Raw genomic sequence first — 16,778 nt, forward strand, 5'->3', positions numbered from 1 at the left:
CCCTCCGGGCCGGCACCGGCCGAGCGAACACGTCCGGAAACCATAGCGCGAGCGCCCGTGCGGGCGAAGCTCCCGAAGGCCCGCGGGGCACCGGACGAGGTTCCGGAGCACTGGCGCGGAGCGTGCCAGATCGACCATTGCGGCGGGGGATCTTTTGGGTGATCATGGACGCGTTGTCGCGGCCCACCGGTTCCCGCACGTTCGGGGAGAGGACGCATTGTCGTGATATTCGCTGTTGCGGGGCTGGTCCTGGTCGGTGTCGTCGGGGTGCTGAACCTCGCGCTCCTGCTGGTCGTGCTCCGCCGGTGGCGGCAGCTGGAGGCCGCCGGCGGCCCCGCCACCACCGGCGTCCGGATGATCGACCGGATCCCGGAGTTCTCGGCCCGCGCCCTGGACGGCAGCACCGTGACGGAGCGGACCCTGCTCGGGAAGGAGACCCTGGTCGGCTTCTTCTCCCTCACGTGCAGCGCCTGCGTGGACGCCGTGCCCATCTTCGCCGGGCACGCCGCGCACCTGCGGGCCGCCGGGGGCACCTCCCTGGCGATCGTGCACGGGGACGACGCCGCCGCCAGCGAGCTGGCCGCGATGCTCGGCGACGCGATGGACATCGTGATCGCCGAGGACGCCAAGGCCGAGCTGTCGCGGCGGTACGGCGCCAAGCACTACCCGACCTACGCCTGGTACGGCCCCGACGGCCTGGTCACCTCGGCGGGCGTGGGCGTCGCCGCCCTGCGCACCGAGCTGGCCGTCCCCTGACACCCTCCCCACCCCCCTAGGCCCCGTACGGCCCGGCCGCCGAGTTCGACCCCTTTCTCGGCGGCGCTCGGACCGTGCGCGGAAACAGTTCACCCCCCACAAGGAGAGACCATGCTCCAGAGCGTGACCCGGCGCGTCACCCGCGCCGTCGAAGTGCTGCTGCCCAAGGCCACCGCCGACGCGGGCTGCCCGCCGGACTCGTACATGCAGTACAAGATCATCAGCGGGTACTGCTTCGGCCGCACCTGTTCCACCAACGGCGCCTGCAAGACCTACTGCGGCCCCTGGTACAGCTACAACAACAACTACTGCTGATGAGCCGAGTGGCCGCCCTCGACGAGGGCGGCCACGCCCCGCCCGGCGCTCCCGGACGCGCGCCCGCCCCACCACGGCGGCCGCGCGTTCACGCACCACTCCCCCTGGAGCTCCCGTGCTGTACGTGTCGTTCGCCTGCCGCCTCACCCTGGCGGCGGTGATGGTGCTGGCGGCGGTGGCCAAGCTGCGCTCACCGGGCGCCTTCGCCGCCTCCCTGAAGGACTTCGACTTCATCCCGGCGCGCCTGCGCCGCCCTCTGGCCGTGCTGGTCTCGGCCGTCGAGCTGGTCGTCGCGCTGCTGCTGGCCGTGCCCGCCACCGTCACCGCCGGTTTCCTCGTCGCCGCGCTGTTCTGCTGCGCCTTGACGGCCGTCCCGGTCCTCGTCGTGGCCCGGGGGCAGCAGGTGACGTGCGCCTGCTTCGGCGCGAGTGAGACGCCCATGGGCGGCTGGCATATCGCCCGCAACGCGACGCTGCTGGCGGCGGCGGTCCTGGGCTCGGCCGTGGCGCTGACCGTCGGCGACGGCGTTCCCGGCGAGATGGCCGGGATCGTGCTGGCCGTCGTCTCGGCGGGCGTGCTCACCGCTCTGACCGTCTTCGTCGACGACATCGCCGCGCTCTTCCGGTCCCCGGTCGCCGGGGACCTCGGCCGCTGAGACGCCGGAGCCGGAAAGGACATCCGTGGAATTCCTCGTCGCCGGGCTCGTCCTGGTCGCGGCGCTCACCGCGCTGAACCTCGTGCTGACCCTGGCGGTGACGCGCCGCTGGCGCGCCCGTGTCAGCGCCCCGCCCGCCGACCACCTGCACGGGCCCGGTGCCGAACCGGACCTCGGCATCGCGCCCGGCCACCGGATGCCCGAGTTCACCGCGACCGCCGCCGACGGCGCGATCGTCACCAGGGACGACCTGGCCGGACGGCCCGCGCTCGTCGGCTTCCTGTCGCTGGACTGCTCGGCCTGCGACGCCAGCGTGCCGGAGTTCGCCGAGCACGCGCGCCGGGTGCGGGACGGCGGCGGCCGGGTGCTGGCCACCGTCGTCGGCATCGACGCCGCCGACAGCGAACTGGTCGCCCGGCTCGCCGACGTCGCGGACCACGTGGTGCCCGAGTTCCTCGACGCGCCCGTCAGCAACGCCTTCGGAGCCCTCCTCTACCCCGGGTTCGCCCACTACGGCCCCGACGGCGTCGCCACCGCCGCAGGCGTCGGCCCGCAGGGGCTGGGCGAGACCGCACGGCCTGCGGTGCCGTGAGCGGCGACGACGTGACGGAGCCCAAGGTCTCCGTCGTCCGCGGCATGAAGGCCGCCTACGCCCTCGCCTGGCGCGCCTGCCCCGGCATGGTGCTGCTCCAGGTCGGCATGGCGGTGGTCGGCGGCGTCGCGCCGGTCGCCACCGCCTGGCTGACCAAGATCGCGATCGACGAGCTGACCACCGCGCGTCCGCACACCGGGACGCTGGTGTGGGTCGCCGCCGGGATCGGCGCGCTGGGCATCGCGATGGCCGCCTCGGGGGCCGTCACCACCTACGCGCAGGGACGCGCCCGGCGCGCCCTCGGCCTGCTGTCCCAGGACCGGCTGTTCACGGCCGTCAACCGGATGAAGGGCCTGGCGCGGCTGGAGGAGCCGCGCTTCCACGACCGGCTGCGGCTGGCCCAGCAGTCCGCCGAGCAGGCCCCGGACCAGCTCGTCCAGATGGGCCTGTCCACCTTGCAGGGCGCGCTCGGCGTCGTCGGGTTCCTGGCCGCGCTGATCGCGATCAACCCGGTCATGGCGGCCGCCGCGCTGGCCGCCGCCACCCCTGCGATGGTCGCCCACCTGGCGCTCAGCAAGCGGCGGGCCGGGCTGATGTGGCGGGTCAGCCCGGGGATGCGGCGCAAGCTCTTCTACCAGATGTTGCTGACCGACCTCCAGGCCGCCAAGGAGGTCCGCCTGTTCGGCCTGGGCGGCTTCCTGCACGGCCGGATGCTCACCGAGCTGCGCGCGGCCAACGACGCCGAGGACCGGCTGGAGCGCAGCGTCGTGCGCGTCCAGGTGCTGCTCGCCGTGCTCGGGGCGTTGCTGGCGGCCGGGGGGTTGTTGTGGGCGGTGCACGCCGCCGCCGACAAGACGATCAGCATCGGCGACGTGTCGGTGTTCATCGGCGCGCTGGCCGGGCTCCAGTCCGGGCTCGGCGCGCTGGTGCTCGGCATCGCGATGGGGCATCAGTCGTCGCTGGTCTTCCACCACTACCTGACGGTGGTCGGGGCCGACGACGACCTCGCCGCGCCCCCGCAGCCCCGGGAACTCGCCCCGCTCGCCCACGCCATCGAGCTGCGCGACGTCTGGTTCCGCTACAGCGAGGACGCGCCGTGGGTGCTGCGCGGGCTGGACCTCACCATCCCGCACGGCACCAGCCTGGCCGTGGTCGGGCTCAACGGCGCGGGCAAGAGCACGCTCGTCAAGCTGCTGTGCCGCTTCTACGACCCGGAGCGCGGCGCGGTGTTGTGGGACGGGGTGGACATCCGCGACATTCCCGTGGAGGAGCTGCGCCAGCGGATCGGCGCGGTGTTCCAGGACTACATGGACTACGACCTCACCGCCGCCGAGAACATCGGGCTCGGGGATCTGGACGCGATCGGCGACCAGGACCGCATCCGGGCCGCCGCCGAGCGCGCCGGGGTGCACGAGACCGTCGAGCGGCTGCCCGCCGGTTACCGGACGATGCTGAGCAGGCTGTTCCACGCCGGGGACGAGGAGGACGGCGACGAGGAGGCCGCGCAGGCCAACGGCGTCCACCTGTCCGGCGGGCAGTGGCAGCGCCTGGCGCTGGCGCGCGGGCTGATGCGCCAGGGCCGCGACCTGATGATCCTGGACGAGCCCAGCTCCGGCCTCGACGCCGAGGCCGAGGCGGCGGTGCACGACCGGCTGCGGGAGTTGCGCGCGGGCTCCACCAGCGTGCTGGTCTCCCACCGGCTCAGCGCCGTCCGCCACGCCGACCGGATCGTCGTCGTGCAGGACGGCCGGATCCTGGAAAGCGGCGACCACGCCTCGCTGCTCGCGGCCCCGGACGGCGTCTACGCGCGGCTCTTCCGCAGCCAGGCGGAGGGATACCAGGAGGAATCGGCGGGTGAGACGGTGACCGCCGGATGAGCCAGGCGCTGGGCTGGGCCGTCGCGGCGGCGCTGCCGGTCGGTGCCGCGCTGGCGGCCCGGCTGCTGCTGTCCACCGTCACCGTGCGGGGCGGCAGCATGACCCCGACGCTGGACCACGGCGACGTGCTGCTGGTGCTGCGCCACCGCCGCCGGGTCCGGCCCGGCCGGATCGTGGTCGTCCAGCGGCCCGACCCGCAGGCGGGCTGGGACGGGCCCGTCGATCTCTCCGGGGCCGCCGGGTGGTACGTCAAACGAGTCGTCGCGAGGGCCGGAGACCCCATGCCGGACTGGGTGACCGGAGACCAGCCCGACCGCGTGCCGCCGGGCATGCTGGTGCTGCGCGGCGACCACCCCCGCTCGGAGGACTCCAAGCAGTGGGGCCCGTGCCCGGCGGACCGGATGTACGGGGTGGTGCTGCGGCGGCTGAGCGCCGCAGGCGAGCAGGCCGTCTCCGCGGTCGGCTGAGAACGTGACGATGGGGGCCTGCGGGATCCGCAGGCCCCCATCACCTTCCGGTCAGGTCCAGTTGCACTTGTGGGTCACCACGGCGACCGGGTTCATGGCGTAGTCCCAGGACCGGTGGGAGCGCCACGATTCGAGGTCCCAGGTGTCGCCGCCGACGTGGCCGCCCGGCTTCTTGTAGGAGTACCGGGCGTGGCAGGCGAGCTGGTCGTACAACGACCCGCCCTGGTCGGCGGTCAGGCCCTTGACGTAGGGGACGGCGCTCCAGGCCTGGTTCCACAGGTCGTTGTAGTCGGTGTCGGCGTCGTTGAACCCGGCGTCGGTCGGCGTCACCTCGACGGAGACGTTGCCGTTGCCCACGTTCCGGTAGACCTTGGTCTTCTTGACCCACCGGGCCGACGACGACGCCTGGTAGCTCACGCACTCCGAGCCGCAAGGCAGGCCGGAGCCGCCAGGGCTCCAGGTCAGGATCGTCCGGCCGCCGTTGAAGTACTGGCGGACGCCGCCCTCGTCGGGGGCGCGCTGCTCGTCGGTGACCGGGTAGCCGAACTGGCCGCCCTCCCAGCCGTACTGGCCCCACAGCTCACCGATCCGTCCCCAGATCGGATGCGCGCCGCTGGACTGGGTGGGGTGCCAGTAGACGGTGCCGCCCTCGAACTGCTGGCGCTTGCCCTGCCCGTCGGAGTTGGTCAGCTCGTCGCCGACGGGAAAGCCGAGCTGGCCTTCCTCCCAGCGCAGCGAGCCCCACTTGTCGCGGATCACGCCCCAGACGGGGTGCGCGCCGCGCGCCTCGGTCCAGTAGATCGCGCCGCCCTCGAAGGTGGTGAACTTGCCACGGCCGTTCGGCGTGGTCAGCTCCTCGGAGGTCGGGCAGCGCAGCGGCGAGTTCTGCCGCCCCATGTTGTTGTACTTGTCCAGGATCTGGCCGCGGACCCAGTGGCCGCAGATCAGCTCGTCGGCCGACGCGGGGACCGCCTGGACGGTCAGCCCGGCCAGCACGGCGGCGAGCACGGCCGCGCCTCTGGCCAGAACGGCGCTGCGGCGTCTTGCTCGGTTCGGCGTTGACACGTTCACATCCCTCTTCCTCGTGGCGGGTTGGCCGAAGGGAAACGTTCGTCAAGATCAGCCGTTGGTGAGGCTAGGTCAGAGGAACAGGAACGTCTATGTGACGATGCTCTTACCGGCGACCCGGGTAGGAGCGCCCGAGATCGGGCATGGCCGCCCCCTTGCCCTCGTCCGGACGAGGGGGCACCCGGACGCTTACGCCAGAAGGGATGACAGCCGCCGGGCCCGCGCCTGCTGGAACCCGTAGATCTTCCAGACGACCACGGCCGCCAGCACCACGGGGAAGGCGCCGGTGGCGGCGACGAACACCCTGTTCTCCGCGTAGTCGCGGAGGGCGGCGAGGCTTTGCCCGGCGTCGGCGGCGTCCATGAACCGCGCCACCAGGACGTACAGCAGCCAGCTGATCCACCAGAGGCCGACCAGCAGCGACTTGCCGGTCCGGTCGCGTCCGGGTTTGCCCGCCAGCCAGACGTCCTCGACCACCTGCTTGGGCACCCACAGGTTCAGGACCGGGACGAGCCAGCCGAGGACCAGCCAGGGCCTGCCCCACCGCTGCTCGTGGTCGTCGGCCGCGATGGTGTGCACCCGGAACAGCCAGGCGACCATGGCGACCCACACCAGGACGGTCAGCCCGATTTCCAGCCGGTCCAGGAGCCCCAGGGTGTCGTAGAGGCGCAGGGCCTTCGCAATGTCCGTCCGGTCGGGGGCGGCCTCCGTACCGAGCGCGCCGCCCAGGAGCCACGCCGTCACCCCCTCCGCCAGCACGACCAGGGACCAGGCCGCCAGGGCGACCGAGACGATGACGCTCGGGACCAGCGCCGACCTCACCGGCCGCGGGATCGGGGCCGCCGGGATGGGATCGCCTGCCGGGGCGTCCGGGAACGTCGCGGTCACGTGCTCGCCTCTCGAATTCGTGAAGGCCCTTCCGCAAAGGCTTTTGCAAAGGGTTTTCTGTAAAGAACCTTCGGAAGTGTAGGGCAGATCGCGCACCGTTTCGGGCGGGGGTCGGCTTACCTTCGGGACGCCGTACCGTGCCGGGTGGGGCGGGGGGCGAAGTGTGGCGAACGCCCTTTCTGCGGCGGGGGCGGGCGTCGAGAGTGGTGCGCCGCGCCATCGCCGTCATCGCCCAGGACCACACGCACTGGCCGATGACCGCCGCCGACAACATCGCGATGGGCGACGAACACTCTCGAAGTCGTCGGGCTTCCGCTGAGTCCTTCTATGAAGGGCCTTCCACAACGCCCTTTGCGAAGGCTCTTTGCAAAGGGCGTTATGCAATGAGCTTTCGGAAGTATGTAGCAGATCGCGCATCGCTTCGGGCGTCACTCACCGCCTCGCCAGCGTCCGGCACGCCGACCGCACCGAGTTGTACGCGCTTCAGGCGTCGGCCTACCACGGTGCCGCGGAGGCGCCGGAAGAAGTCTCGAACCAGACGTAAACCTTCTTCACCTACGTTCGTCTCTGAACGTGACGTACCACCAGACAGCAGAGGTCTTCGCCGTGCCGCTCGCTGGTTCCGACGACGGCGCGTACGAGGAACTGTTCACCGCCCACTTCTGGGGCCTGGTCCGGCTCGCCGCGCTCCTCGGCGCCGACGACGCCGAGGACGTGGTCCAAGAGGCGTTCGTCCGGCTGCACCGCAGGCGGCGGACGTTGCGCGACCAGAACGCCGCGCTCGCCTACCTGCGGTCCAGCGTCTGCAACGCCTGCCGCAGCAGGGTGCGGCACCTGCGCATGGCGCGGCGCAGGCACGCCCAGCTCGCGCCGCCGGGCGAGGTCGGCTCCGCCGAGCAGCACGTCGTGCTGGACGAGGACGTCCGCGCCCTGCTGGCGGCGGTCGCGGGGCTTCCCCGCAGGCAGCGCGAGGTGCTCGTGCTGCGCTACTGGCTCGACCTCAGCGAGCGCGACACCGCCGCGACGCTCGGCATCGCCCTCGGCACCGTCAAGGCCCACGCCGCCCGCGCCATCGCCGCCCTCGGCACGCGGCTGAAGGAGGACACCGAATGAACGGCATCGAGGAACGGCTCAAGGCGGCCTTCGACGCGCGGTCGGAGGCGGTCCGGCCGCGTCCCGGCGTCCGCGCCGACAACGCCCGCAGGCTCCGGCGCGCGAAGGCCAGGCGCGCGATGGTCGTCCCCGCCGTCGCGGTGGCCGCCGCGGCGGCCGTCGCCCTCCCCTTCACGCTGCTGAAGACCGGGGACGCTCCGCGCGGGACGCTGTCCACCCGGAGCGAACCGCCTCTGGTGTACGAGTCGCTCGCTTCCCCGCTGGGCCCGGTGGACAGGGCGTCGGTCGTCTCGATCCCGGAGCGCCTGCCCGGCGGGACCGCCTTCCGGCCCGAGGCGCTCGGCCCGGACGGCACGGTGCTCGGCCGCTCCCCCGACGCGCGGGTCTGGCAGGTCGGGCCGCGCGGCGGGACGCCCCGGTCGCTCGGCGTGCGCGCGGACGGCGGCCTCACCGCCGGCCCCGGCTTCGTCACCTGGATCCGGCAGGGCGGCTGGGACCTCACCTGCCGCAGCGCCGACGGCCGCACGCAGATCGTCAGTCCCCAGGGCGCCACGGCCGCCCTCCCCGTCCTCACCGACGGCGGGACGATCGTCGCCGGCGACCCCATGGAGCAGCCGTTCGCCGCCCGGGGCTGCGCCACGGGCAGGCTCCTCTCCGGGCACGGCAAGCCGGCGTTCGGCACGGCCAAGGCGTTCGCCCACCCGACCGCGTTCGTGGTCGAACCGTCCAACGACCGCGTCCTGCGCGAGGTGGACGTCACCACCGACGGCATCGTCCGCGAGCACCCGCTGCCCGCCGGGGTCCGGGTCCAGACGATGGGCCGGCCGGCGCAGAAGTGGGTGGCGGCCGCCAACGACCGGTACTTCGCCTGGGCCGTCGGCGGCGTCCTGCGGCTCGCCGACCGCACCGACTGGAAGCGGGTGGTCGCGCCGTTCGGCGAGCGGCCCTTCAAGCCCGTCCGGGACGACGCCGTGCGGCTCACCATGGGCGACCACCTGATCATCCTCGCCACGACCACCGGCGACCGCGCCTCCCTGATCTACGACACGCGCTCCGGGAGCGCCAACGTCTGGCAGGGCGAGGCCCTCGCGGCCGGGAACCGGGTGCTGTGGCGCGTGAAGGACCACTACCTGACGGCCCGGGTTCGATGAGCACGACGGAGGGAAGGCCCGTGAGCGGCCCCTACCAGCACCAGGACGACGCCTTCACCGAGGTCCGCGACATCTACGCCGGGTGGTCCAAGCGCGGCGTCCTGCGGGCGCGGACCTACGACCTGCTCCGGCGGGCCTGTGCCGACCACGGCGTCGAGCTGGGCGACTACGACCGGCACGTGCTGCGCTGGCTGGCCCGCCAGCCGCCCGAGACCGCGCAGGTCGTCGCCGGTCTCGTCGCCCGCGCCGCCGCCGCGTCCGCCGGTCAGGCCGTCAGTTCCGCCACGCCCGGGAGCGGCAGGCCCACGTAGTTCTCCGCCAGCGACGCCGCCGCCGCCTCGGAGCGGGCCGTGTAGTGGAGCTGCGCCAGTTGCAGCTTCAGCTCGAACGGATCCTGCTCCGGGGCGACGTGCAGCATCGACGTCATGAAGTACGAGAACTGCTCGGCGCGCCATACCCGGTTCAGGGCGTCGGCGGAGTAGCCGTCGAGGCCGGTCTCGTCGCCGTCGCGGTACCAGCGCAGCAGGGCCGAGGCCAGCAGCGTCACGTCGGCCGCCGCCAGGTTCAGGCCCTTGGCGCCGGTCGGCGGGACGATGTGCGCGGCGTCGCCCGCCAGGAACAGGCGGCCGTGCCGCATCGGCTCGGTGACGAAGCTGCGCATCGGGGTGACGCCGCGGTCGGTGATCGGGCCGGTGTCCAGCTTCCAGCCGCCGTCGATCGCGAAGCGGGTGGCCAGCTCGTCCCAGATGCGGGCGTCCGACCAGTTCGCCAGGTCCTCGTCCGGCGGGACCTGGAGGTAGAGGCGGCTGATCTCGGGGGTGCGCATGCTGTGCAGCGCGAAGCCGTTGGGGTGGTGGGCGTAGATCAGCTCGTCGCAGGAGGGCGCGACGTCGGCCAGGATGCCCAGCCACGAGTACGGGTAGACGCGCTCGAAGGTGCGCGCGTTCGGCAGGGCGCGGCGGCCGATGCCGTGGAAGCCGTCGCACGCCGCCACGACGTCGCAGGTCAGCACGTGCTCGCGGCCTCCGTGCCGGTAGCGGACCTGCGGCGCGTCGGTGTCGATGCCGGTGACGTCCAGCGCCTCGGCCTCGAACACCAGGGGCGCGCCGGTCTCCAGCCGCAGGGCGATCAGGTCCTTGACGACCTCGGTCTGCGCGTAGACGGTCACCGAGCGGCCGCCGGTCAGCGACGGGAAGTCGATGCGGTGGCCCTCGCCGTCGAAGCGCAGCTCGATGCCGTCGTGGCGCAACCCCCGCCGGTCCAGGCGCTCGCCCGCGCCGCTGGCCCGCAGCACGTCCACGGTGCCCTGCTCCAGGATGCCCGCGCGCTGGCGGCGCTCGACGTAGGCGCGGCCGCGGCTCTCCAACACGACGGTGTCGATGCCGCGCCGCTGGAGCAGGTGGCCGAGCAGCAGCCCGGCGGGCCCGGCTCCGATGATCGCGACCTGGGTGCGGTGGGGGGTGGCCATGGGGTTCCTCACTCCTGTTCGGACAGGACGCGCTGGGCGATGGCGAAGGCGGTGTTGGCCGCGGGGACGCCGCAGTACACGGCGGTCTGGAGGAGCACTTCCTTGATCTCCTCGACGGTCAGGCCGTTGTTGCGGGCGGCGCGCACGTGCATGGCCAGCTCGTCGTGGTGGCCGTGCGCGACCAGCGCGGTCAGGGTGATACAGCTCCGGGTGCGGCGGTCCAGGCCGGGGCGGGTCCAGATCTCGCCCCAGGCGTAGCGGGTGATGAAGTCCTGGAAGTCGGCGGTGAAGTCGGTGGCGCGGGCGGTGGCCCGGTCCACGTGCTCGTCGCCCAGGACCGCGCGCCGCACCTTCATTCCGGCGGAGGCGGTCTCGCCCAGGTGGTCGGCCAGCGCGGCGGTGACGGCCTCGGGCCGGTCGATCGGCGCGAGGTGCCCGGCGCGCGGGATCTCGACGAGGGTCGCGTCGGCGATGCCGTCGGCCAGCTCGCGGGCGTGCGGGGGCGGGGTCGCCGGGTCGGCGCGGCCCGCGATCACCAGCGTGGGGGCGGTGATCCGGTCGAGGTAGGGGCGCAGGTCGTAGGCGGCCAGCGCCTCGCAGCACGCGGCGTAGGAGGCGGGGTCGACGGTGGCCAGGCCGTCCACCAGCTCCTTGTCGGCCGGGCCCGCGAACCAGCGGGCGGGCGACGACTCCACCAGCGGCCCCATGCCCCGCTCGCGCACCAGCGCGGCCCGCTCGGTCCAGCCCTCGGGCGGGCCGAACCTCGCCGACGTGCACACCAGCGCGAGCGACGCCACGCGGCCGGGGTGCTCGGCGGCCAGGGTCGCGCCGATCGCGCCGCCGATGGAGACCCCGGCGTAGTGGAAGGCGTCCCAGCCCTGCGCGTCGGCGAGGGCGAGGACCTGCTCGCCCAACGAGCCGATCGTCATGCCTTCGGCGGGGGTTGAGCCGCCGTGGCCGGGCAGGTCGAAGCGCAGGACGCGGTAGCGGCGGGCCAGCACCTTCATCTGGTGCTTCCAGACCTCGGTGGAGGTGCCGAGGGACGGTCCGAGGATCAGCGGCGTGCCGTGCGTGGGACCGTCGAGACGGTAGTGCAGGGTCATGGGCGGCTTTCGCGGTCGAGGGCGGCGTCGGTCAGCGCGGGCGCGACGCCCAGATAGGTGGCCGGGTCGGTGTCCACACCGGGTTCGTCGAGGGCGTCGGCGAGCGGGACGCCTGCGGCGGTGGCGCGGCGGGCGGCGTCGTCCAGCGTGCGGCGGGCCTCGGCGCGGCCGAGCCGGGCGGACAGCTCGATCCCGGCGCGCTCGGAGACGATCAGGCCGCCGGTCAGGTCGAGGTTGGCGCGCATCCGTTCGGGACGCACCACCAGGTCGGCGGCCAGGGACGCGGCGGCGTCGGCCGCGCCGCCGGTAAGGCGCAACGCCTCGCGCAGCGGCTGCCATTCGGCGTGCCACGCGCCGGGCGGCCGCTCGTCCTCGGCGGCCAGCGCCGCCAGCAGGACCGAGGCCAGCGCGGGGAGCTGCCGCGCGGCGGACGCGATCAGCGTCGCGCGGGCGGGGTTGCTCTTGTGCGGCATGGCCGACGAGCCGCCGCCGGATCCCTCCGCGACTTCGCCGATCTCGGTGCGCGAGAGCACCAGCACGTCGGCGGCGATCTTGCCGAGCGCGCCGGTGGCGATGGCGAGGGCCGCGCCGAGGTCGGCGACGGGCGTGCGCAGCACGTGCCAGGGCAGGAGCGGCGCGGCGAGGCCGGTCTCCTCGGCGAACGTGCTGACCAGGCGCGGCAGCGTCTCGTCCGGGTCGAGGCCGTCCTGAGCGGCGTAGGCCCCGAACGCCGCGAGCGTCCCGGCCGCGCCGCCGAGTTGGGCGGGCAGGGCCAGGGCGTGCAGGCGGTCGTGGCCGTCCAGCACCAGCGAGCGCCAGCCCGCCGCCTTGAGCCCGAATGTCGTGGGCACCGCCTGCTGGGTCAGCGTGCGGCCCGGCATCGGGGTGGCGCGGTGCTCGGCGGCCAGTTCAGCGAGGGTGGCGGCCGTGCGGTCCAGGTCGGTGATGATGCGGGCGGTCGCGGTGCGGGCGACCAGCATCAGCGCGGTGTCCAGGATGTCCTGGCTGGTCGCGCCCCGGTGCACGTACGGGCGGTGCTCGGCGGCGACGCGCTCGGTCAGGTCCGCGACCAACGGGATGACGGGGTTGCCGCCCGAGCGGGCCCGTTCGGCGAGCCCGCGCAGGTCGAAGTCCCCGGCCGCCGCCTCGGCGACGGCCTCGGCCGCCGCCTCCGGGGCCAGCCCGACCCGGGCCTGCGCCCGCGTCAGGGCCGCCTCGGCGTCGAGCATCGCCCGCAGGAACGCCGCGTCGCCGGTCGCGGCCTCCACGGCGGTCCCGGCGCGGACCGGGGACAGCAGCCCCAGGTCCGCGCCCGGGACGTCACGCGAAGTCAAGGAACACCGTCTCTTCCCCCGCACCGCCCTGAAGTCGCACGTCGAAGCGGTAGACGCCGGGGCGCTCCTCCCCCGCCAGCAGCGTCGCGCGGCGCTCGTCGGGCAGCGCGCCCAGCACCGGGTCGGCGGCCAGCGCGGCGGTCTGGTCGGGCAGGTAGATGCGGGTGAACAGGTGGTGCATCATGCCGCGCGCGAACACGCAGACCGCGAAGCACGGCGTCACGCCGTCGCGGTGCGCGCCGGGCCGCACCGTCCGCACCGACCAGTGCCCGTCGGCGTCGGTGGCGGCGCGCGCGAAGCCGGTGAAGTCCAGCCCGGTGCGGCCGATGACCGCGCCGGTCACCGGGTCGCGGCGCAACGAGCCGGGCGCGCCGCGCACCGAGCCGTCCGGCGCGGCCTGCCAGACCTCCAGCAGCGCGTCGGGGACGGGCGCGCCCGCGCCGTCCAGGACGGTGCCGCGCAGCACGATCGCGCCGGGCTCGCCGGGCGGCACGATCTCCCCGCCGCCGGGGAACGGCAGCGCGTACCCGTAGAACGGGCCGACGGTCTGCGACGGCGTGGGCTCCGGCGTCGGGCGCTCGGTCAACGTCCCTCCTCCATCCAGGTCGCGGCGGGGCCGTCCAGCACGATGTCCCACCGGTAGCCCAGCGACCACTCCGGCACCGACAGGTCGTGATCGTAGGTCGCCACGAGCCGGTCGCGCGCGGGTTGCTCGGTGACGGCCTGGAGGATCGGGTCGTAGGGGAACAGCGGGTCGCCGGGGAAGTACATCTGGGTGACCAGCCGCTGCGTGAAAGCCTGCCCGAACAGCGAGAAGTGGATGTGCGCGGGCCGCCAGGCGTTGGTGTGGTTGCGCCACGGGTACGGGCCGGGCTTGATCGTGGTGAAGGCGTAACGGCCGTCGGCGTCGGTCAGGCAGCGGCCCGCGCCGGTGAAGTTGGGGTCCAGCGGCGCGGGGTGGTCGTCGCGCTGGTGGGCGTACCGGCCTGAGGCGTTGGCCTGCCAGATCTCCACGAGCTGCCCGGCGACGGGGCGGCCGTCCGCGTCCAGCACGCGGCCGGTGACGGTGATGCGCTCACCGAGGGGTTCGCCCGGGTGCTGGCGGGTCAGGTCGTGGTCCAGCGCGGTGACGTCGGTGACGCCGAAGACCGGGCCGCTCAGCTCGACCGCGTCGGGGTCCTTCACCGTGACCAGCGGCTGCGTGGGGTGGCGCAGCACGCTGGAGCGGTAGGGGGCGTAGTCGCGCGCGGGGTGCGACGCGCCGGGCCGCGAGCCCTGCAACCGCGCGATCTCCGCGTCGATGTCGGCCTGGACCGGCGGGCGGGGGGTGCTCATCTCGGGGGTTCCTTTCTCACCGGTCCAGGACCAGGGCGAGGCCCTGGCCGACGCCGATGCACAGTGACGCGACGCCCGCGCCGCCGCCGGAGGCCGCCAGGCGGTGCGCGAGCGTGCCCGCCAGGCGCGCGCCGGACGCGCCCAGCGGGTGGCCGATGGCGATCGCGCCGCCGGCGGGGTTGACCAGGGCGGGGTCGAGGTCGGGCAGGGCGGCCAGGCAGCCGAGGGTCTGCGCGGCGAACGCCTCGTTGATCTCGACGCTCGTCAGGTCGCCGAGGCCGAGCCCGGCGCGGCCCAGCGCGCGGCCGATCGCCTCGACGGGGCCAAGGCCGAACATCTGCGGCTCCAGCGCGGTGACGGCGCTGGCGCGAACGCGGGCGAGCGGCTCGCAGCCGAGTGCGGCGAGGCCGTCCTCGTCGGCGAGCAGCAGCGCGGCCGCGCCGTCGTTGAGGGGCGAAGAGTTGCCCGCGGTGACGGTGCCGTCGCGGCGGAACACCGGCTTGAGCCTGCCGAGGGCCTCCAGCGTGGAGGACGGCCGGATCGTCTCGTCGCTTTGGAGGTCGGTGCCGGGGACGCGCTCGACCTCGGCGGCGAAGACGCCGTCGTTCCAGGCGCGGTCGGCCTTGCGGTGGCTTTCGAGGGCGTAGGCGTCCTGGGCGTCGCGGCCGATGCCGTACCTGTCGGCGATCAGTTCGGCGCCCTCGCCGAGCGCGACCGTCCACGCGGGGTCCATGGCGGGGTTGACCAGCCGCCAGCCGAGCGTGGTGGACACCAGCTCCTGGTTCCCGGCGGGGAAGGCGCGCTCGGGCTTGGGCAGCACCCACGGGGCGCGGCTCATCGACTCCACGCCGCCCGCGACGACGATCGAGGCGTCCCCGACGGCGACGGCGCGGGACGCCTGGATCACCGCCTCCATGCCCGAGCCGCACAGCCGGTTGACGGTCGCGCCGGGGACGGTGACCGGCAGCCCGGCCAGCAGGACGGCCATGCGCGCGACGTCGCGGTTGTCCTCGCCCGCGCCGTTGGCGTTGCCGAAGATCACGTCGTCGATGCGGGCGGGGTCCAGCTCCGGGTTGCGGCCGACCAGGACGCGCAGCACGTGCGCGGCGAGGTCGTCGGGCCGCACGCCCGCGAGCGCGCCGCCGTACTTGCCGACCGGGGTGCGGACGGCGTCGGCGATGTAGACGTCCTTCATCGGCCCTCCTGCGTGACGAGCTTCGCGCCGGTCTTGGCGGCGACCTCGGCCCCGGTGACGCCGGGCGCGGTCTCCACCAGCGCGAGGCCGTCGGGGGTCACGTCCAGGACGGCGAGGTCGGTGATGACGCGGTGCACGCAGGCGCGGCCGGTCAGCGGCAGGTCGCACTCCTCGACGATCTTGGGGGTGCCGTCCTTGGCGGTGTGCGTGGTCAGCACGATCACCCGGCGCGCGCCGTGCACCAGGTCCATCGCGCCGCCCATGCCCTTGATCATCTTGCCGGGCACCGACCAGTTGGCGAGGTCGCCGCGGGCCGACACCTGCATGGCGCCGAGGATCGCGGTGTCGATGTGGCCGCCGCGGATCATCCCGAACGACAGCGCGGAGTCGAAGTAGGCGGCGCCGGGCAGGACGGTGACGGTCTCCTTGCCCGCGTTGATCAGGTCGGGGTCCACCTCGTCCTCGCGCGGGTAGGGGCCCACGCCGAGCACGCCGTTCTCCGAGTGCAGCACGACGTGCACGCCGTCGGGGACGTGGCCGGGGACCAGGGTCGGGAGGCCGATGCCGAGGTTGACGTAGTCGCCGTCGCGCAGTTCGGCCGCCGCGCGGGCGGCCATCTCGTCACGGGTCCAGGGCATCAGGCGCGCACCGTCCCCCGTGTCGGAGACGCGGAAATCATGCGCCGCTCTACGCCCTTCGCGGCGGCTTGCTCGGGCGTCAGGGCGACGACCCGCTGCACGAACACGCCCGGGAGGTGCACTTCCTGCGGGTCCAGGAAGTCCACCAGCTCCTCGACCTCGGCGATGGTGACGCGGCCCGCCATCGCCGCGAGCGGGTTGAAGTTGCGGGAGGACTTGGCGAACACGAGGTTCCCGTACCGGTCGCCGCGCTGCGCCCGCACCAGGGCGAAGTCGGTGGTGATGCCGCGTTCCATCACGTACGACTGGCCGTCGAACTCGCGGACCTCCTTGGCGGGCGAGGCCACCGCCACCGAGCCGTCCGGGGCGTAGCGCCAGGGCAGGCCGCCTTCGGCGACCGCCGTGCCGACCCCGGCCGGGGTGAAGAAGGCGGGGATGCCGCAGCCGCCCGCGCGCAGCCGCTCGGCGAGCGTGCCCTGCGGGATCAGCTCGACCTCGACCTCGCCGCCCAGATACTTGCGGGCGAACGTCCTGTTCTCGCCGATGTAGGAGCCGGTGACGCGGACGATCTGCCCGGCCTCCAGCAGCAGGCCGAGGCCGCCGCCGTCCACCCCGCAGTTGTTGGAGACCACGCTCAGGCCGCCGGGACCGGCCGCGTGCAGGGCGTCGATCAGCACGTTGGGCACGCCGCTCAGGCCGAAGCCGCCGACGGCGAGCGAGGCGCCGTCCCCGACGTCGGCCACGGCGCGCGCCGCGGTCGCCACCACCTTGTCCATCAGCACCTCAGATGTTCGCCTGGTGAACTTTAGTTCATAATGTGGGG

At 73.9% G+C, this 16,778-nt stretch carries 19 protein-coding genes; 9 read left to right on the forward strand and 10 right to left on the reverse strand.

The genetic code is table 11. From position 1 onward, the window contains the following. Positions 1-222: 222 nt before the first annotated feature. The 6 genes from AH6_RS25485 (at position 223) to AH6_RS25510 (ending at position 4,662) form a co-directional block, all read left to right on the forward strand. Positions 223-756 (forward strand): TlpA family protein disulfide reductase, encoded by a 534-nt coding sequence (locus tag AH6_RS25485; RefSeq protein WP_067484347.1) that lies wholly within the window; start codon positions 223-225, stop codon positions 754-756. A gap of 111 nt (positions 757-867) precedes the next feature. Continuing rightward, positions 868-1,071 carry a hypothetical protein gene (locus tag AH6_RS25490; RefSeq protein ID WP_067484356.1) on the forward strand — a complete coding sequence of 68 codons (204 nt, stop codon included), beginning with the start codon at positions 868-870 and terminating at the stop codon, positions 1,069-1,071. A 115-nt stretch (positions 1,072-1,186) separates the two neighbouring features. Continuing rightward, a complete protein-coding gene (locus AH6_RS25495) occupies positions 1,187-1,726 on the forward strand; it encodes a MauE/DoxX family redox-associated membrane protein (protein WP_083983445.1) in 540 nt (179 codons plus the stop codon). Positions 1,727-1,751: 25 nt separating this feature from the next. Then, on the forward strand, positions 1,752-2,318 hold the full coding sequence (locus tag AH6_RS25500) for a redoxin domain-containing protein (RefSeq protein ID WP_067484359.1): 567 nt from the start codon (positions 1,752-1,754) through the stop codon (positions 2,316-2,318). Further along, on the forward strand, positions 2,315-4,195 hold the full coding sequence (locus AH6_RS25505) for an ABC transporter ATP-binding protein (protein ID WP_067484362.1): 1,881 nt from the start codon (positions 2,315-2,317) through the stop codon (positions 4,193-4,195). Before AH6_RS25500 ends, AH6_RS25505 begins: the two co-directional genes overlap by 4 nt. Beyond that, positions 4,192-4,662 (forward strand): S26 family signal peptidase, encoded by a 471-nt coding sequence (locus AH6_RS25510; protein WP_067484371.1) that lies wholly within the window; start codon positions 4,192-4,194, stop codon positions 4,660-4,662. Before AH6_RS25505 ends, AH6_RS25510 begins: the two co-directional genes overlap by 4 nt. A 51-nt stretch (positions 4,663-4,713) precedes the next feature. Here the strand turns inward: AH6_RS25510 and AH6_RS25515 are convergent, their stop codons facing one another. Together AH6_RS25515 and AH6_RS25520 are read right to left on the reverse strand one after the other, a co-directional pair. Then, complete coding sequence (locus AH6_RS25515) at positions 4,714-5,670, reverse strand: DUF2599 domain-containing protein (protein WP_067484374.1); 957 nt, start codon at positions 5,668-5,670, stop codon at positions 4,714-4,716. A gap of 249 nt (positions 5,671-5,919) precedes the next feature. Then, on the reverse strand, positions 5,920-6,618 hold the full coding sequence (locus AH6_RS25520; protein ID WP_067484377.1) for a DUF4328 domain-containing protein: 699 nt from the start codon (positions 6,616-6,618) through the stop codon (positions 5,920-5,922). A 573-nt stretch (positions 6,619-7,191) separates the two neighbouring features. Here AH6_RS25520 and AH6_RS25525 point away from each other — a divergent pair. From AH6_RS25525 to AH6_RS25535, 3 genes are read left to right on the forward strand one after another with little or no spacing between them, the layout of a single operon-like run. Continuing rightward, positions 7,192-7,731 (forward strand): sigma-70 family RNA polymerase sigma factor, encoded by a 540-nt coding sequence (locus AH6_RS25525; RefSeq protein ID WP_083983447.1) that lies wholly within the window; start codon positions 7,192-7,194, stop codon positions 7,729-7,731. After that, the gene (locus tag AH6_RS25530; protein ID WP_067484384.1) at positions 7,728-8,882 is read left to right on the forward strand and encodes a hypothetical protein; all 1,155 of its coding nucleotides are present in this window, start codon (positions 7,728-7,730) and stop codon (positions 8,880-8,882) included. Before AH6_RS25525 ends, AH6_RS25530 begins: the two co-directional genes overlap by 4 nt. Positions 8,883-8,902: 20 nt before the next feature. Beyond that, positions 8,903-9,193: a hypothetical protein gene (locus AH6_RS25535; protein ID WP_067484388.1), complete on the forward strand. Its 291-nt coding sequence runs from the start codon at positions 8,903-8,905 to the stop codon at positions 9,191-9,193. On the opposite strand, the gene AH6_RS25540 is transcribed toward AH6_RS25535, so the two are convergent. Genes AH6_RS25540 through AH6_RS25575 form a run of 8 tightly spaced genes read right to left on the reverse strand, consistent with a single transcriptional unit; the run spans position 9,148 to position 16,731 of the window. Beyond that, on the reverse strand, positions 9,148-10,350 hold the full coding sequence (locus AH6_RS25540) for a 4-hydroxybenzoate 3-monooxygenase (RefSeq protein WP_067484391.1): 1,203 nt from the start codon (positions 10,348-10,350) through the stop codon (positions 9,148-9,150). The two genes, AH6_RS25535 and AH6_RS25540, sit on opposite strands and share 46 nt — an antisense overlap. A gap of 8 nt (positions 10,351-10,358) precedes the next feature. Then, complete coding sequence (gene pcaDC, locus AH6_RS25545) at positions 10,359-11,453, reverse strand: bifunctional 3-oxoadipate enol-lactonase/4-carboxymuconolactone decarboxylase PcaDC (RefSeq protein WP_067484394.1); 1,095 nt, start codon at positions 11,451-11,453, stop codon at positions 10,359-10,361. Beyond that, positions 11,450-12,787 carry a 3-carboxy-cis,cis-muconate cycloisomerase gene (pcaB, locus tag AH6_RS25550; protein WP_067484396.1) on the reverse strand — a complete coding sequence of 446 codons (1,338 nt, stop codon included), beginning with the start codon at positions 12,785-12,787 and terminating at the stop codon, positions 11,450-11,452. The genes pcaDC and pcaB overlap by 4 nt, the downstream gene beginning before the upstream one ends. Further along, positions 12,774-13,373, reverse strand: a complete 600-nt coding sequence (pcaG, locus tag AH6_RS25555; protein WP_067484399.1) for a protocatechuate 3,4-dioxygenase subunit alpha — start codon at positions 13,371-13,373, stop codon at positions 12,774-12,776. Before pcaG ends, pcaB begins: the two co-directional genes overlap by 14 nt. Then, positions 13,370-14,122, reverse strand: coding sequence for a protocatechuate 3,4-dioxygenase subunit beta (gene pcaH / locus AH6_RS25560; RefSeq protein WP_067484410.1), 753 nt, complete (start codon positions 14,120-14,122; stop codon positions 13,370-13,372). Before pcaH ends, pcaG begins: the two co-directional genes overlap by 4 nt. 16 nt (positions 14,123-14,138) lie before the next feature. After that, positions 14,139-15,317: a thiolase family protein gene (locus tag AH6_RS25565; protein ID WP_067484413.1), complete on the reverse strand. Its 1,179-nt coding sequence runs from the start codon at positions 15,315-15,317 to the stop codon at positions 14,139-14,141. Beyond that, positions 15,314-15,955, reverse strand: a complete 642-nt coding sequence (locus tag AH6_RS25570; RefSeq protein WP_067484416.1) for a CoA transferase subunit B — start codon at positions 15,953-15,955, stop codon at positions 15,314-15,316. Before AH6_RS25570 ends, AH6_RS25565 begins: the two co-directional genes overlap by 4 nt. Then, positions 15,955-16,731, reverse strand: coding sequence for a CoA transferase subunit A (locus AH6_RS25575; protein ID WP_067484482.1), 777 nt, complete (start codon positions 16,729-16,731; stop codon positions 15,955-15,957). Before AH6_RS25575 ends, AH6_RS25570 begins: the two co-directional genes overlap by 1 nt. Positions 16,732-16,778 lie beyond the last annotated feature (47 nt).

Origin of the sequence: Actinomadura hibisca NBRC 15177 (genome assembly GCF_001552635.1) — a bacterium.
In the GTDB taxonomy this organism is placed as follows: domain Bacteria; phylum Actinomycetota; class Actinomycetes; order Streptosporangiales; family Streptosporangiaceae; genus Spirillospora; species Spirillospora hibisca.